Origin of the sequence: Candidatus Pantoea rara, from assembly GCF_051136265.1 — a bacterium.
Lineage (GTDB): Bacteria > Pseudomonadota > Gammaproteobacteria > Enterobacterales > Enterobacteriaceae > Pantoea > Pantoea rara.
Genome location: NZ_CP194944.1, coordinates 125337 through 141321, shown reverse-complemented (window position 1 = coordinate 141321; position 15985 = coordinate 125337). Strand labels below are relative to the sequence as shown.

Below are 15985 nucleotides of genomic sequence, written 5' to 3'. Positions count from 1 at the left end.
TATTTCCGAAAAAGGAAAGCGCTTTAACGTTTATTTTTGTATCGCGCTGCCCGCCACCGCTGGTCAGAATAGCAAATCCTTTTTCTTTAATGAAATATTTTCGTAATGTCGATTCTATTATTTCGTCGTTAAAAACTATTAATTTCTGAAATATCCTGCCAGTATAAAAAGCATAAACATAGTGCACGATATAATAACGCATTAAAGTAGATGATATAACTTATTTTTGTTTAATTTTAACGACACCAATGACAACATCGGGGAAAACCTCATGAATTCACTCAGGCATTTCACTATCCGGCGCGTTGTGCTGTGGATGATGATCGTTTCACTGGGCGTGGTCGCGCTGGCTGGCGGCTTCAGCAGCCAGGTGGTGCGCGACATCTATCGTCAAACCGATCGCACAGAGGCCCTGACGCAACAACTGAGCTTCCTGGCGCACAGCGCTATTGTTATGCAGAGCGGGTCGCCAGCCGATAAAAATGCGCTCATTGCATTAACCCCGGCCGATGCTGACTGGGATAGCTTTCGCACCACCCTCACAACCGCGCCAGCAGACTATGCAACCGTTGCCCGCGCGCAGCTGGATAAGGTGACGCAGCAGCTGGCTGAAACTCAGGCCCCGCTGAAAGCTGACCGTCATCGTCTGGAGAGCGTACTACTGGCAGCGCTGGTGGCAGCAGTGGCATTACTGTTGTTCTGTGACCGCTATCTGGTTGTTCACCTGGTGCGTCCGGTAGGTAAAATTCGCGGTCATTTAAAAATTATTGCCGACGGTGATCTGACGCGTGAGCCGGACGATCTGGGGCGCAACTGTGTCGGGCAACTGGTGCCGCTGGTCAAAGAGATGCAGCACAGTCTGCTACAGACGGTCAGTGCTATCCGGGACAACGCCGCCATTCTGCATCGTGAAGCAGGCGACATCGCAGCGGGTAACGCCGATCTCTCTGATCGGACATCAACGCAGGCCGCTGCACTGGAGCAGACTGCAGCCAGCATGGAGGAGATCACTGTCACCGTGCGTCATAATGCACAGAATGCGCGTGAAGCGCGTGAACTGGCCGCCAGCACCACGAATACCACGCATGAGGGTGTGGAACTGGTTCAGAGGGTATCGGCAGCCATCGCCAGCATCGCGCAGGGATCAGAAAAAATCCGGCAGTTCACCGCGACCATTAATGGAATTGCATTTCAGACCAACATTCTGGCGCTGAACGCCGCCGTAGAGGCCGCCCGTGCGGGTGAACAGGGTCGTGGCTTCGCGGTGGTTGCCAGTGAGGTCCGTTCACTGGCGCAGCGAAGTGCGGTGGCCTCTAAAGAGATCGAAGAGTTGATTGCTGATACCGTGGCACGCGTCGACGATGGCCGTCAGGCTGCAGAGAGTGCGGGTACCACCATGGCAGCCGTACTGCGCGGTGTCGGCGGCGTCAATGAACTGATTGGACAGATTGCGCTGGCCTCGGATGAGCAGAGCAAAGGCATTGCCCAGGTCACCGTAGCCGTTGCTGAACTTGACCGTGTGACACAGCAGAATGCCACGCTGGTTCAACAGGTTTCGGCGACGGCAGGTAGCCTCAGCGGCCAGACCCAAACGCTGGGCAGCGTGATTACGCGCTTTACTCTCCCGCATCAAACCGTCCCCGTGGCGAATAAAGGCGTGACACCTGCTGAGCCCAGGGGTGGCTGGGTGACGTTTGGCAAAGCATAGCCTGCTCGGGTATCAGAAGGATTCTGATCACGAAAGTTATATAGGCCGGAAATACATTCCGGGTTCAGTGTGAGGTTTTGCAAACTGAATGAACAATTATTTTTCAGGGTTTTGCCGGGTGTTGATTAACCTCCGGCTGCCGTAACGTTTAAGAAGGGGTTTCTATTATTCAGATCGATTCATGCCCTATTCGGCGATCGCTTTAAATACAATCTGCATTATTTCCTGAGCTTATAGTGATGCATCACGCTTTCACGGCAGGAAGAAACTGGCAGGCCGTTAACACTTAACTCAAATTTATGCTTTGGCCGCGGACGTACGCTTTTTCCCGGCCAGCTTACCGGAGCTCCGCAGGCGGAGAGTTTCATATGGGAAATCAGATTTTACAGCGGCCTGTTGCCGTACAGCACAACGTGCGTGAACTGCGCGTTGCCGCTGGTCTCTCTCAGGAAATTGCAGCAGAACGTTTTGACCTAAGCCAGCGCGTCTGGCAGACCAAAGAGGCATCGAAAAATCCGGCGCTGCTCAGTCAGGGGGAGTATGAACTGCTGATGCTGCTGGCCGGAGAGCATCCGCATTATGAACTGGTACCCAGGCTGAGAAAGTAAGGCCGCCAGCCTCTGTTTTCTCTTAAGTAAAGTCATCCCGGGCCGATATACTACACAAGCGAAGCGTATTTACTGCTCGTCTGACAAGCCTGGCCAGATGATTCTGGCGTGGTCCGCCATAAGCCGCTGATCCGCCACACCCTCTCTGCCAGGCCTATCGTATTCACTGGCGCTTCTTTGTCTGCGGTGCCAGCTTCATCGGGCTCAGCGCAGCAACCTGTTGCTGCAGAGTTCACTGACGGGCCTTTCTTCCGGCAGCGGGTCGGCAGCAAATTCTGCATGTCCTGTCTGAGTGAACGTGTCCTCTTTACGCTGTGTCATGCCGGCGACAGCAGATAACATCAGAGGGGAATTACGCTGAAACGTCCCGTTTATCATGATGCCGAGGCGGCTCGTCTCGACGCACTTAAGCAGTATAACCTGATGGATTCTCCGCCGACTGATGCGCTGGATCGTCTCACCACGCTTGCTGCGCGGCTGTTTCGGGTGCCGGTTGCTTTTGTGTCGCTTATCGACGAGAAGCGACAGTTCTTCGCCTCCCGCTACGGTTTAAATATCTCAGGTACCTCGCGCAACGTCGCGTTCTGTCATCATACGCTGGCGAAGGGCGATATTCTCTGCGTGCCGGATACGCTGAAAGATCCGCGCTTTCGTGACAGTCCGCTGGTTCACGGCTACCCCTTTATCCGCTTTTATGCGGGCATCCCGCTCTCTACCCCTGATGGCCATCACATTGGCACGGTCTGTCTGACCGACAGCCATCCGCGTGAACCCCTGACCGCTGAGGATCAAAAGCATCTGACCGACATTGCCGCGCTGGTGATGGATCGCATGGAGATGCATCGTCTGGAGTTACTGCGCTACACCAGTCAGCAGCGGCTTCAGGCCATCTCCACTACGTCACCTGACGCTATTGTCTGCACAGATCTGCGGCGCGGTATCACCTTCTGGAATCCGGCTGCCACGGTGCTGTTTGGTTACACAGCAGAGGAGATGAGAGGTCAGTACATCAGCGAGCTGATTCCGGCGCGCTGCCAGACTGACTACCGCAATGAACTGGCCCGGCTAACCTCTGACGAAGTGGCTATCTCGCATCCACGTTCGCTGCAGATATGGGGTGTCACGCGCGACGGTCGTGAGTTCCCGGCCGAGGTCTCTTTTTCGGGCTGGCGTGAAGACGGAGAGCGGCTGGTGGGCATGATCATCCGCGATGTCACGGCCCGCTATGAGAGTGAGGCACGACTTTGTGAGCTGGCCTCAATGGACATGCTGACGCGTCTCGCCAGCCGTAGCGCGTTTATGGACCAGGTCGGACAGCTGACCACTGCGGATGTGCCCTATACATTACTGATGACCGATCTTGATGGTTTCAAAGAGGTTAACGATACGCTGGGACATGCCGCCGGAGATGCGCTGCTGTGCCACGTCGCTGAACAGATTCGCACGGTGTGCGCGAGCGCCGTGACCGCTGCGCGGCTGGGCGGTGATGAATTTGTTATCCTGTTAGCGGGCGGCAGCGCAGAGGCCGCAATAACGGCGGAAAAACTGATTGCGGCCGTACAGACGCCGTTCCGCTATCACGACTCGCCGGTCGTCGTCGGGGCCAGTACCGGCATCGCCTCCTACCCGGAGCACGGGCGCGATCCTTCTGCGGTAATGTCCGCCGCTGACCTGGCGCTCTACCGCGCCAAAGCATCAGGCAAAGGCCGCAGTATTCTGTTCATGCCTGCGTTTCGTGAAGCGGAGCAGCAGCGCCGACGCTTTGAGCGCGAACTGGAAACAGCAGTGCGCCAGCAGCAGTTCACGCTTTACTATCAGCCGCGCTTCGAGGTTGAGAGTGGAAAACTCACTGGCTGCGAGACGCTGGTGCGCTGGCAGCATCCGACGCGCGGTCTGCTGTTGCCTGCCGAATTTATCGGCATGCTGGTTAAGAGCCCGCTTTCGGTGACACTGGGCGAGTGGATCATCCGCAGTGCTCTGACCCAGGTCCGGCAGTGGCAGGTGCGCGCGCCTCAGCTTCGCGTCAGCATTAACCTGTTTCCGCGCCAGCTGGCAGGCAACAGTCTGGAAGCGGTGATACGTGAGAGTGCTGGCGGTGATGCCGGTTTTGTTGAGCTGGAAGTGGATGAGCCATTACTGGCTGTGCTGGTACAGGATATGCCGGTTCAGATTGAAGCGGTGCGCCGTACCGGTGCCACGTTCGTGATCGATCATTACGGACGGACGCTGGGAGCGATTAACCTGCTGCGTCATAGCTTTGTAGCGGGCTTTAAAATTGATAAGTCGCTGACGCACGAGCTGGGTTCCAGCATGCGGGTACGGATGATGTTCCGGGCCATGACTGCGCTCGGCAAAAGCCTGGGTATTCAGGTGGCTGCAGAAGGGGTGGAAGACAAAGAGCAGATCGCTTTTGTCACCACCGCCGGGTGCGACATCATGCAGGGCAATGGCCTGTGCCGGCCAATGACGCCTGCGGACTTTGAGGCGATGCTGTGCGGACAAGAGCACTATCTACCCGCGGTCGCCGTCGCCAGCGGTCACGATGTCACGCCACGCTTATCGATCTGACAGAAACAGGGTGAACGATGCCAGTTCCTATGCCTGTCAGTTCAGCGTGATAGCGGGTATTCCTGCTTCAGCAAGCCGAAGATCCAGTCATCCTGCCACTGGCCATCGAGAAAGAAGTTCTGCCGCAAGGTTCCTTCCTGAATAAAACCTGCTGAAATCAGGGTCTGGCGTGAGGCTGCATTGCCTGCCGTCACCGTGGCGGTCAGTTTACGATAAGCCTGCTGCTCAAAGCAGAACGTGATGGTGGCATGCAGTGACTCCCTGCCATAACTTTTGCCCTGCGCATCTGCCGCCAGAATGAAACCAAACTCCGCAATACCGTCTCCGCGATCGATAAATCCGCAGAAACCAGCCGGCAGACCCGAAATCTTTTCCTCGATCACCAGACACAGCCAGTGTTTGCAGCCCGGATACCAGGTGGGCAGGCGGACATCAAATGAGTGGGTTCTGATCGCTTCCACGCTGCGCGGGTCGCTGATGTACTTCATCACCGATCGATCCTGACTGACCGCCAGATAGAAGGGCCAGTCTTCCTCGCGCAGCACACGGTAAGTCAGGCGTGGCGAGGTCATTTGCGCTGGCATTGCGGGTGGTAAATCTTCTGTGGACATCCTGCCACTCTCTGCGTGTCGAATCGGTAAGGCAACGGCGTAAAAATAGCACAACGTCTCTGACGGGCGTCATGCGTTTTCGCGACGCTGCAAGGGCAAGACGGAGAAGTTTTTAACCGCTTCACGGTTTCGTACGTCAGGCTTCGGTTTTTGCAGGGTATATCGGCTGTTAACGCTCTCCTGCAGGCCATCTGCTCACTTCGTTGCTACTCTTTTAGCCACATGAACTCAATTGACCCGATGAGAGTAATTCCCTATGGTTTTGAAAACGTTTGAGGCCGGAGCCTGGGCTGCACTGAAGGAGGCTGCAACCGATCCGCAGGCCGGATTTCGTTATCTGATGCTCTGTACGGTCGATGCTCTGGCGCAGCCTCAGGCGCGAACCGTGGTTCTGCGCCAGTGTGCCGACGACCACAGGATGCTGACATTTCATACGGATGTACGCAGCCCGAAGTGGCAGGAGATGGCGGCGAATCCGCAGGTCACCGTGCTGGGATATTGCCATCAGCGTCGCCTGCAGCTGCGGCTGGCAGGCCGGGTTGAGTGCTATGCGGCGGGAAGTGATGTTGCCCGGAAGGCCTGGCGTGCCTTACCGCAGCATACGCGGCAGACTTACACCGGCGGACCTCCAGGGGATGCGCGGACAACGGCTAACGAAGCGTCTGACCCGACGGCAGCGGAAACGGGAGAATCCCGCTTTGGCGTAGTGATCGTGCGGGTCAGTGTGCTGGACGCCTATCAGCTTCAGCGAAACGAAAATCAGCGCGCCCTGTTTCACTACTCCTCTATGGGCGCGTTGCAGGAAAGCAAGTGGCTCAACCCCTGATTAACGTCAGGTCAGGTTAATGGCTGATTGCGCCTCTTTTCACACACGGCATAAAAAAGATTTCACTGTCTTCCGCTTCGTTAGCTTTTTTATCTGCCGCACCGCTTAATCGATTTTAGCACCACGTTATCTTCATATAATGGCATTTTTCTGCTTTTTCCTATCTTTTGTCATTGTTTGTGCCAGGCTTTAATTAGCCTAAAAGCAGTGACTTATGCTTAAGGTAAAGAAAAGTACAAATGATCGCTCTGTATCACAGGCAGGTTAAACATGAACAATCAACCTCCTGAAAAGCCAGGGTCAGAGGGTAGCGACCAGGTCATAAGCCTGGCGGAGGAAACCGTTGAGATCTCTAAGCAGCGGGTCATTGACGGTTATGTCAGGGTTACCCGACAGGTCACTGAGCATCAGCAGAAAATTGCGCTGATGCTCCGGCATCAGACAGCGGAAATAGAACGCATTCCCAGGTCGGAACGGCTGGCTGAGATGCCGGCAATCCGTGAAGAGAATGGTGTGCTGATCATTCCGATTGTCGAAGAGGAAGTCGAAATTGTTCGTCATCTGGTGCTGAAAGAGGAGTGGCATATCCGCAAGGTTGTCAGTGATGAAGCCACAGAACAGGTTGTTTCCCTGCGCAAACAGCACGCTCACCTGACCCGAACACCCTATTCAGAGCCGTCCGAATCCATCACCGAGGAACACAACATGGCGCGTGAAACAATCGTAACAATGTTCAGCAATATCTCACTGGCAGAAGGCGCAAAGCGTAACCTGATTAAGGCCGGGTTCCTGGATGATGACATCGATATCATCTCCGGTGATCGCTTGCGTACCGAAGGTCATGAGGCCCGTCACCCCGGCTTCTGGCAACGCCTGTTTGGCAATACGCTGGAGGAGGATCAGGCCGAAGTGTATGAAGATGCGATGCGGACTGGCGGAGTGGTGCTGTCGCTGCGGGCCGATGAAGATGCGTTGCCGCGTGCCCTGGGCATCCTGGATGCACATGAAGAACTTACCGAGCGCAGCGCGGCGTTACCCGATGATGACGCGCCGGGTTACGCGACCAGCGATGGTCTGACTGCACCTGCCAGTGGAACGCTGCAGGATAATGTCGCCGTCGATCCACTCTCTACCGATCCTGCCCATCGTGGCGCTGCCCGTACTGCCCTGACCGGTGACGAAAGCGACGAGGATGTATTGCGTCTGGCCGAGGAGCGACTGGAAGTAGGTAAACGTCTGGTCAGCGAAGGGTCGACCCGCGTACGCCGCTACACTGTCACCGATCAGGTGTCACAGAACGTCTCGTTGCATGAGCAGCACGCTGAAATCTTCCGTCGTCCGGTCAGCGAAACCGGCTCAACGGCTAATGTTGACTGGTCTGAAAAGACCGTCGAAGTGGAAGAGACGCATGAGCAGCCCGTGATCAATAAGACCGCGGAGATTATTGAAGAGGTGGTGTTACGTAAAGAGGCCAGCGATCGGGTCGAAATCATCAACGATTCGGTACGCCGTCAGGAAGTGGATATTGACCATGCCAGTACGGATCCTCTCGGTGCAGACCGGATGACAGGGAATCGTACGGTGGCCGATCCGTTGCTTGAGAGCACGCGTCAGGCCCGTGATGACCACGATAGCCGCCCGTTGACGCCAGGCAGCGAGCCAGCGCATAAAGAGGGTTTCGCGGAAAAGACCGGTGATAAAATCGCCGAAGCGAAAGAGAAGGTTGAGGACAAGTTTAAAAAGCCGTAAAGCTGCTACGGTGATTGTCGCCTTTCAGGCCTGAAAACCCGTCACTGACGGGTTTTTTTGCATTAAAGAAGCTTAAAAATTGCTAGCGTCATGGAGCGCTAACATACCCATTCTTCTGTTTTATAAAAGTTTATTCACACTGTTTTCCTGAAAACAAAATGTGGCTTAGCCTTGAAGTCCCGAATTGGGACTGCTATATTAGTCCCGCCATGGGATAACAGGGAACGTCAGTGCGAATTATATCGATCGCGTCTCTCAAGCGATTCTGGGAGACCCATAATCAGGCGGAGCAGCCGTTAAGAGCATGGGTAGATGAAGTCAGTAAGGCTCAGTGGAAAACGCCGCAGGATATTAAGGATAAGTACAGAACGGCAGATTTTCTGAGCAACAATCGGGTGGTGTTTGATATTAAAGGCAATCACTACCGTTTAATTATTGCAGTGGCTTACAGGTTTCAGGCGGTCTACATAAAGTTTGTAGGTACGCACGCCGAATACGACAGAATAAACGCAAATACGGTGGAAATGTGATGGCTTATAAAATCAAACCGATTCACTGTGAAGCAGATTATGAAGCCGCTCTGTCTGCCGTATCTCCCCTGTTCGATAACGAGCCAGAACCGGGAAGTGAAGCCGGGGACTTTCTGGAAGTCATGATCCTGCTTATCGAAAAATACGAGCAGGAACATTATCCGATTGAGGCACCCGATCCGGTAGAAGCGATTAAATTCCGCATGGAGCAGATGGGGCTGACAGCGAAAGACTTAGTGCCGGCGATTGGACGCCAGAACCGCGTCTATGAGGTACTGAATCATAAGCGTGCGCTGACGCTGCCAATGATCCGGAATCTGCATAAAATGTTCAATATTCCGCTCGCATCCCTTGTAGGCTCTGCCCAATCCCAAAGGATAAACGTCCAGTAACTGAGGCCCGCCATATGCGGGCTTTTTTTTTCCTGCGGTATTTTATTGAATTCTGGACCAGCCAGATCTGTGACGGCATAAACGACAACGTCCCGGACCAGCAAGTTCTGAATCACCTCCTCGCGTTGTGAACACCGCAATCCCTGACTACCCTTGCTGTTGTTTCCATCCCCAGGCGGGCCAGATAGCCCGAACGCCGGATTTGCATCTGCAATTTTTTAGTCATTAACGGCAGGCCATCATGAATCTGCCGTGCATTATCAAACAGGGAAATCATGACAGAACAACGCAACGCCGATCATTACCGCGCTGATGAGCACATCGACCCTTATGTCTCGGTGCAGGGTGCAAGAACGCATAATCTCAAAGATGTTTCGCTGCGATTTCCCCGAAATGCCATGGTGGTGTTCACCGGGGTTTCAGGCTCCGGTAAGTCGTCCCTCGCCTTTGATACCCTCTATGCGGAAGCCCAGCGCCGGTTTATCGAGTCGGTCTCGCCACACGCCCGTCGCCTGATCGATCAGGCCGCTGCGCCAGATGTGGATAATATTGACGGACTTCCGCCTGCGGTGGCGCTTCAGCAGAGCCGGGCGGGGGCGCAGGAGCGTTCAACGGTGGGCAGCCTCACCCGAATTTCTGTCACGTTGCGCCTGCTGTTTTCCCGTGCAGGCGTAAGGCCAGAAAGCGTGCCCTTTATGACCGCCGATTATTTCTCGCCCAACAATCCTGAAGGCGCCTGTCCGCATTGCCAGGGACTGGGAAGGGTTCACACCGTCAAAACTGAGTCGATGGTGCCGGATGGCGCGCTGAGCATCCGGCAGGGTGCCATCGCCTCCTGGCCCAGAGGCTGGCATAACAAAAACCTGCGAAGCATCCTTGAGACGCTGGGTTACGATGTTGATGCGCCCTGGCAGACGCTTTCAGCCCGTGACCAGCAGTGGATACTGCTGACTGACGAGCAGCCCTCGGTGCCGATTTTTGTCGGCCTGAATGCTGAGCAGCGTGAAAAAGCGCTGGCGGCAGGCGAAGAGCCCGCCTATACCGGGACTTACACCAGTGCAGCAAAAATCGTGCTGCAGAGTTATTCAGGTGGCAGTGAGACGACGAAGAAACGGCTGGCGCGCTTTGTAACGGTGACTCCCTGTGCTGAATGCCACGGTAAAAGGCTAAACCGGGATGCGCTGTCCGTGACGTTTGCCGGTCATGACATTGCCAGCCTGAGTGAGCTGTCGGTCTCAGAACTTGCTGAGCTGTTTAAGCCTTATGCGACAGGTGCCTCCCGGGACCTGCCTGCCGAGGCGGCGCTGCAGGAAGCGGTTATCCGGATGACGTCGGATATTGCTATGCGGCTCAATCAGCTTGAAACCCTGGGTCTGGGGCATCTTGCGCCGGGGCGGCGCACCACCATGCTCTCCTCTGGCGAGCTGCAGCGCGTGCGTCTCGCAACCCAGTTAATCTCGCGATTGTTTGGTGTGCTTTATGTGCTGGATGAGCCTTCAGCCGGCCTGCATCCCGATGATGTCAACGCGCTGCTCGCGTCCCTTAAGAACCTGGTTCGCGCAGGTAATTCGCTGGTGGTCGTCGAGCATAACCTCGACCTTATCGCCGAGGCCGACTGGCTCATCGAGGTCGGCCCCGGACCGGGCACGCATGGCGGCGAAATCGTCTATAACGGTGAACCGGCAGGACTTGAAGACGTGATTGCGTCGCCTACTGCGGGTTATCTCTTCTCCCGCAGCTATACCGGGCTGCGCCAGCGTCGACCCGCAGAGAGCTGGCTCAGATTTGAACAGGTCTATTGCAACAATATCGCCGGAATGGATATCGCCATCCCGCTGGGGAGAATGACGGCCGTCACAGGCGTGTCCGGCTCTGGAAAATCGACGCTGCTGAATCGTGTACTGCCGGAAATGCTCGGACGTTTTGATAAAATGCCTGACAGTGAAGAGGGTGAGGAAGACGATCTGGTGCCAGACGTTAAAGGCAAGATTGTCAGCGGAAATGAGGCTATTGGCCGACTGGTCAGAATCGATCAGCGTCCTATCGGGCGCACACCTCGCTCAAATCTGGCCACGTACACCGGATTTTTCGACATCGTTCGCAGGCTATTTGCTGACACCCCTGCGGCGAAAGCCAAAGGCTTCAGCGCCAGCCGCTTTTCCTTCAATCTGCCAGCCGGACGCTGTCCTGCGTGTGAAGGGCAGGGACAGATTTCAATTGAGCTGCTCTTTATGCCCAGCGCCACCGCAACCTGCTCAGTCTGCGCGGGAAGCCGTTACAACCCTGAGACGCTGGAGGTGAAGTGGAACAACCTGACGATAGCGGATGTGCTTAATCTCACTGTGGACGATGCCACTGAGGTATTTCACGGCTATGACGGGATCCAGCGTTCGCTGTCGGCACTGACATCACTGGGGCTGGGATACCTGACGCTGGGTCAGCCCGCCACTGAATTGTCCGGTGGAGAGTGTCAGCGCATCAAGCTGGCCTGGGAACTGCAGCGCGTCCAGCGGACGGCTACGCTCTATCTGCTTGATGAACCCTCGACAGGCTTGCACCCGTCTGATATGGACAAGCTGTTGATTGTTCTGGATGAACTGGTGAAGCGCGGCCACACCGTGATTATGGCGGAACACACCATGCGCATTGTGGCAGAAGCGGACTGGGTAATTGATTTGGGTCCCGGTTCGGGGCTGAAGGGCGGAAAGATTGTTTCATCCGGCTCACCGGAAGAGGTCAGCAATTCTGCAGAGAGTCTCACTGCGCCCTGGCTTTCTACACAGCTGAAAAAGAGGGCGGGCGATCCGGGTTAACCGGATTGCGGTTGATGACGCCGCTGCTGAAACGGGTGTACTGAAAGGGCTCAGGGGTAAGCTCCTGAGCCCGTCAATAATGATATCGGCATGAGGCGATTAACAGAGCGTCTCCACTGACGGCATAAACCAGCCGATGTTCTGCCGTAATTCTGCGTGACCAGAAACCTGCAAGGTTATGTTTTAATGGCTCGGGTTTTCCTTTGCCTTCAAAAGGCGTCCTGCTGGTATCTTTTAGCAATTCGTTAATCTTTTTGACCGTTTTTTTATCGGTATCCTGCCAGTAAAGATAATCATCCCAGGCTTCTTCTGACCATGTCAGCTTCACTCAATAATATCCCTTTCAGTCCCGTTACCGCTTTGCAGGCTTTCGATGGAATCCATCAACCTGCGAGCATTTTTAGGTGACCGCAACAGGTAGGCTGTCTCTTCCAGTGAGTTATATTCTTCAAGCGACATCAGCACGCAGGATTCACCGTTCTGGCGGGTGATTAATATCGGCGCTTTATCTTCAACCGTCTGAACCATAGTGGCAGACAGGTTCTGTCGGGCTTCGCTGTAACTGATCGCTCTCATAGGACCTCCGTAGTAAGTAATACAAGTTATTGTACAATGATAGGCTATGACAGGGAAGCAGCAGACAGTGACAGACAAGATGTGCTTTCAGGCCTTTACTGAATCTATCCTGGAACGCGCCGCCCAGCGGGCACATACAGCCACAGTTAAGGTGATGAATTTTATCGGGCCTCCATAGGGGCAATGGGGATATTTCTGTGAGGCTACGGCCTGTCTGGCGCGCAGCACATCAGCCTGGCTATAGAGTGTAGAGAGTGATGAAGCAGAAGGCGGAGCGGTGAAGCGGATAACCGGGCAACAAAAGCCGGTTATCCGCCGGAATCAGAGGATTAACGGTGGAACAGCGGGAACGCGCCGGTCAGCAGGCCGCCCGCCATCAATACCAGACTGACCAGGATCCCCCACTTGATTGCAAAGCGCTGGTGGTCGCCGATGTCGACTTTTGCCAGACCCACCAGCAGATAGACTGACGGCACCAGCGGACTCAGCAGATGGAATGGCTGGCCGACAATCGAAGCGCGCGCAATCTCTTCGGCGGTAATGCCGTAGCTGGCCGCCGTCTGAGCGATAACCGGCAGGATGCCGAAGTAGAATGCATCATTCGACATGAAGAAGGTGAACGGCAGACTGACCAGTGCGGTGAACACCGCCAGGTAAGGCCCGAAGCTGTGCGGGATCACTGCCAGCAGGCTCTTCGCCATCGCATCTACCATGCCGGTGCCGGAGAGGATACCGGTGAAAACACCGGCGGCAAAAATCAGCGCGGTCACCGCCAGTACGTTCCCGGCGTGGGAACTGATGCGAGCTTTCTGCTCCTCCAGGGTCGGATAGTTGAGCATCACCGCAATCGCAAATGCCAGCATAAACAGGATCTGAATCGGCATTAAACCAATGACCAGCAGCACCAGCAGCACGGTGGTCAGAATGAAATTAGGCCAGAACATTTTTGGACGACGGTTGGCAGCGCACTCTTCGGCATCGCCCAGCCCCAGCTCAATGTTGTCGAGATGGTGATCTTTCATGGTCATCACGCCAAGACGCTTACGCTCACGCAGGCCAAACAGCACCGCCATCGCGACCAGACTGACACAGGCCAGCAGCATGGCTGGCAGCATCGGAATGAAGATGTCGAGTGCGTCAATGCGCAATGCCGCCGCTGCACGGGCAGTTGGGCCACCCCAGGGTGAAAGGTTCATAATGCCGCTGGCGAGGTTGACCAGACAGGTCATCATCAGCACGTTCATGCCCAGTCGGTGATAAAGCGGCAGGAACGCGGCGATAGCGATCATGTAAGTCGTCGAGCTGTCACCATCCAGTGAGACAAGCAACGTAAGCACCGCCGTGCCGACCAGCACTTTCAGGGGATCGCCGCGCACCATCCGGAGAATAAAGCGGACCAGCGGGTCAAAAAGCCCGGCATCGATCATCATACCGAAATAGAGAATGGAGAAGGTCAGCATCACGCCGGTAGGAGCCAGCTTTTTGACGCCATCCAGCATCATGGCACCCAGGCCTGCGTAAAAGCCGCCAATCAGCGCAAATATGGTTGGTATCAGGATCAGCGCAATTAAGGCTGACATACGTTTGGTCATGATTAAATACATGAAGCAAACGACCATCGAAAAACCCAGTATTGTCAGCAAAAGAACAGCCCTCGCATGGCGTAAAAGTAATGGAACGGTGACATAAAGGCAGGAAAATTCAGGTTATTACTTAGCGTGGTAACAATTAACCTGTTGTTTTAATTAACCCTGCACTCAAGGATGATATTAAATTGTTGTCAGGATTTAGCATTTCTTTAACAAAAAGGGTGATCACGATCATCTTTAAACAAATCTTAAACGAGTTTGTGTGACTGGGATCAAAGCGTGATGGAGTGTAACCGGGAATTTCGGGCCAGCAGGGGGAGGAATCAGACGGGCAGGGGAGTATAGAAACAGGGTAAACGGCTGTGGCAGGACGCTCAGCCGGTTAAAAGTATTAACTGCCTAACAGCTGAATGATCATTTCAGGTGTTTTGTTCGCCATTTTACTGACGGCAGTCTGGCCCTGCTGAATAATCTGGTTACGCGCCAGCTGACTGGCTTCTTCGGCATAGTCCGCATCCTGTATGCGGCTGCGTGCCGCTGAGGTATCCACGCCCTGTTGTGCCAGCACATTACGGTTTGATTCGTAACGGTTAATTTTTGCGCCATAAGTGGACTGATAGCCACTGATCTTCGCCAGCGCACTATCCAGCGCCTTCATGGTGCTGGATATGTCATCACTGTTCAGCAGCGTGGTATTGTTCAGTCCCAGGGTTTTGGTATCTGACGGGGTAGCGGGGATGCTATCCGACTGCACCGGCTGACCATAATCGGCGCTGGTGACCACTTCCAGAGGGCGACTCTCATTTGGCGGCGTTGCAGGCACGCCTTTAGGTTCAGGCAGGTTTCCCCAGGTCAGATTACCGGTGAACGAGCCATTGCCCACCACCACTACAATCAAATCTTCGTTCACAGTATCCAGCGTGATGCGCTCAAGCGGGTGACTGGTGAGAGTCCCGTTGTTGAAATCGCCGCTGGCGACATCTTCATAGCGGTCGCCGTCACCGCTATAAGTGATGTTCATGCCGTTATAAGTGCTGCTGTTACTGCCCGCCAGCGCCCAGCTCGGGCCACCTTCCAGCAGTTGCGAACTGTCATACGCGGCACCGCTGCCAAAACCGTTAGTGCTGGTCAGCAGGTTAGTATCGGCGGTAGCCGCATTCGTAATGCCTTTGCTGGCCCAGGTGTAATCGGGCGCAGCGCCATCCAGCGGTGTACCAACCAGATGTTTACCGTCGCGGGTAAAGAGCTGGAGATCGTCATCCAGATTCAGCGAGTCGATGGTGATGCTTATCGCTGTCGAGCCTGCCGGAATGTAGGCCAGCGGGATCACGCCAGAGGTAAAAGAGTAATTCTTGCCCGGAACCGGAAACTTCGTGTTGATAGGATCAACGTTACCCAGTTTCGCGGGGGGCAGATCGGGATTATTGGTCGCCAGCGGATAACGGCCGAAAATCTCGGTGTGATCCGCGATGTCGTTGATGCCTGCCAGAATCTGCTGATAGGCACCGTTGACACTCTGCCGATCCGCGTCCGATAGCGTGCCACTGGCTGCCTGAACCGACAGCGTGCGGGCCTGGATCAGCAGATCGACGATGCTGCCCAGGCCTCCGCTGGCGGTCTGGGAATAGCTGATGGCGTCATTGAGGCCGCGCGCCACCACCGCATCGGCATTGATATTGGCCGTCATGCGGTTGGCAATCGCCTGACCCGCTGCGTCATCTTTTGCACTGTTAATCCGCATCCCTGATGATAGCCGTTCAACCGTTCGTCCCAGAACAGAGTCAGTGCTGTACCGCGTTTTGTTCGTAATGGCGGCGGGTTCGTTATGGTTGATCGTTAACATGGTCGCTTCGAACAGGGAAAGGAGTCTCTGTTTTATCGGCAGGATAATAAGCAGCTTTACTCTGTGCGGCGATGAAAACGCAGGGCTGGCGCGCTTAAACGGTCAACAGGCTGATGGCTAACCGTTTTTAAGATAAAAGAAATTAATGTTTAAACCGGCGCTGAAGCAGAGC

At 54.9% G+C, this 15985-nt stretch carries 13 protein-coding genes; 8 read left to right on the top strand and 5 right to left on the bottom strand.

All coding sequences use genetic code 11. From position 1 onward, the window contains the following. The first annotated feature begins 271 nt into the window (after nt 1-271). The 3 genes from ACR8BF_RS21335 (at nt 272) to ACR8BF_RS21325 (ending at nt 4884) form a co-directional block, all read left to right on the top strand. Nucleotides 272-1708 (top strand): methyl-accepting chemotaxis protein, encoded by a 1437-nt coding sequence (locus ACR8BF_RS21335; RefSeq protein ID WP_434746246.1) that lies wholly within the window; start codon nt 272-274, stop codon nt 1706-1708. A gap of 368 nt (nt 1709-2076) precedes the next feature. Then, nucleotides 2077-2316: a transcriptional regulator gene (locus tag ACR8BF_RS21330; protein WP_179899120.1), complete on the top strand. Its 240-nt coding sequence runs from the start codon at nt 2077-2079 to the stop codon at nt 2314-2316. Between the two features lie 423 nt (nt 2317-2739). After that, nucleotides 2740-4884, top strand: coding sequence for a sensor domain-containing phosphodiesterase (locus ACR8BF_RS21325; protein ID WP_313537385.1), 2145 nt, complete (start codon nt 2740-2742; stop codon nt 4882-4884). Between the two features lie 41 nt (nt 4885-4925). Here the strand turns inward: ACR8BF_RS21325 and ACR8BF_RS21320 are convergent, their stop codons facing one another. Continuing rightward, nucleotides 4926-5495, bottom strand: a complete 570-nt coding sequence (locus ACR8BF_RS21320) for a GNAT family N-acetyltransferase (RefSeq protein ID WP_434746245.1) — start codon at nt 5493-5495, stop codon at nt 4926-4928. 256 nt (nt 5496-5751) lie between these two features. Here ACR8BF_RS21320 and ACR8BF_RS21315 point away from each other — a divergent pair, with 256 nt between their 5' ends. The 5 genes from ACR8BF_RS21315 to ACR8BF_RS21295 all read left to right on the top strand — a co-directional run bounded on the left by ACR8BF_RS21315 (nt 5752) and on the right by ACR8BF_RS21295 (nt 11805). Further along, a complete protein-coding gene (locus ACR8BF_RS21315; protein ID WP_434746244.1) occupies nt 5752-6321 on the top strand; it encodes a pyridoxamine 5'-phosphate oxidase family protein in 570 nt (189 codons plus the stop codon). 270 nt (nt 6322-6591) lie between these two features. Continuing rightward, nucleotides 6592-8070: a YsnF/AvaK domain-containing protein gene (locus tag ACR8BF_RS21310; protein ID WP_434746243.1), complete on the top strand. Its 1479-nt coding sequence runs from the start codon at nt 6592-6594 to the stop codon at nt 8068-8070. Between the two features lie 230 nt (nt 8071-8300). Then, a complete protein-coding gene (locus tag ACR8BF_RS21305; RefSeq protein ID WP_313537176.1) occupies nt 8301-8600 on the top strand; it encodes a type II toxin-antitoxin system HigB family toxin in 300 nt (99 codons plus the stop codon). Next, a complete protein-coding gene (locus tag ACR8BF_RS21300) occupies nt 8600-8992 on the top strand; it encodes a helix-turn-helix domain-containing protein (RefSeq protein ID WP_313537173.1) in 393 nt (130 codons plus the stop codon). The genes ACR8BF_RS21305 and ACR8BF_RS21300 overlap by 1 nt, the downstream gene beginning before the upstream one ends. Nucleotides 8993-9267: 275 nt before the next feature. Then, nucleotides 9268-11805 carry an excinuclease ABC subunit A gene (locus ACR8BF_RS21295; RefSeq protein WP_434746242.1) on the top strand — a complete coding sequence of 846 codons (2538 nt, stop codon included), beginning with the start codon at nt 9268-9270 and terminating at the stop codon, nt 11803-11805. 73 nt (nt 11806-11878) lie between these two features. On the opposite strand, the gene ACR8BF_RS21290 is transcribed toward ACR8BF_RS21295, so the two are convergent. The 4 genes from ACR8BF_RS21290 to ACR8BF_RS21275 all read right to left on the bottom strand — a co-directional run bounded on the left by ACR8BF_RS21290 (nt 11879) and on the right by ACR8BF_RS21275 (nt 15813). After that, a complete protein-coding gene (locus ACR8BF_RS21290) occupies nt 11879-12133 on the bottom strand; it encodes a Txe/YoeB family addiction module toxin (RefSeq protein WP_179899112.1) in 255 nt (84 codons plus the stop codon). Beyond that, nucleotides 12130-12381 carry a YoeB-YefM toxin-antitoxin system antitoxin YefM gene (gene yefM, locus ACR8BF_RS21285; protein WP_179899111.1) on the bottom strand — a complete coding sequence of 84 codons (252 nt, stop codon included), beginning with the start codon at nt 12379-12381 and terminating at the stop codon, nt 12130-12132. The genes ACR8BF_RS21290 and yefM overlap by 4 nt, the downstream gene beginning before the upstream one ends. Before the next feature lie 329 nt (nt 12382-12710). Beyond that, nucleotides 12711-14024: a CitMHS family transporter gene (locus ACR8BF_RS21280; RefSeq protein ID WP_179899110.1), complete on the bottom strand. Its 1314-nt coding sequence runs from the start codon at nt 14022-14024 to the stop codon at nt 12711-12713. A gap of 337 nt (nt 14025-14361) precedes the next feature. Continuing rightward, complete coding sequence (locus tag ACR8BF_RS21275; protein WP_434746241.1) at nt 14362-15813, bottom strand: flagellin; 1452 nt, start codon at nt 15811-15813, stop codon at nt 14362-14364. Between the last annotated feature and the right edge of the window lie 172 nt (nt 15814-15985).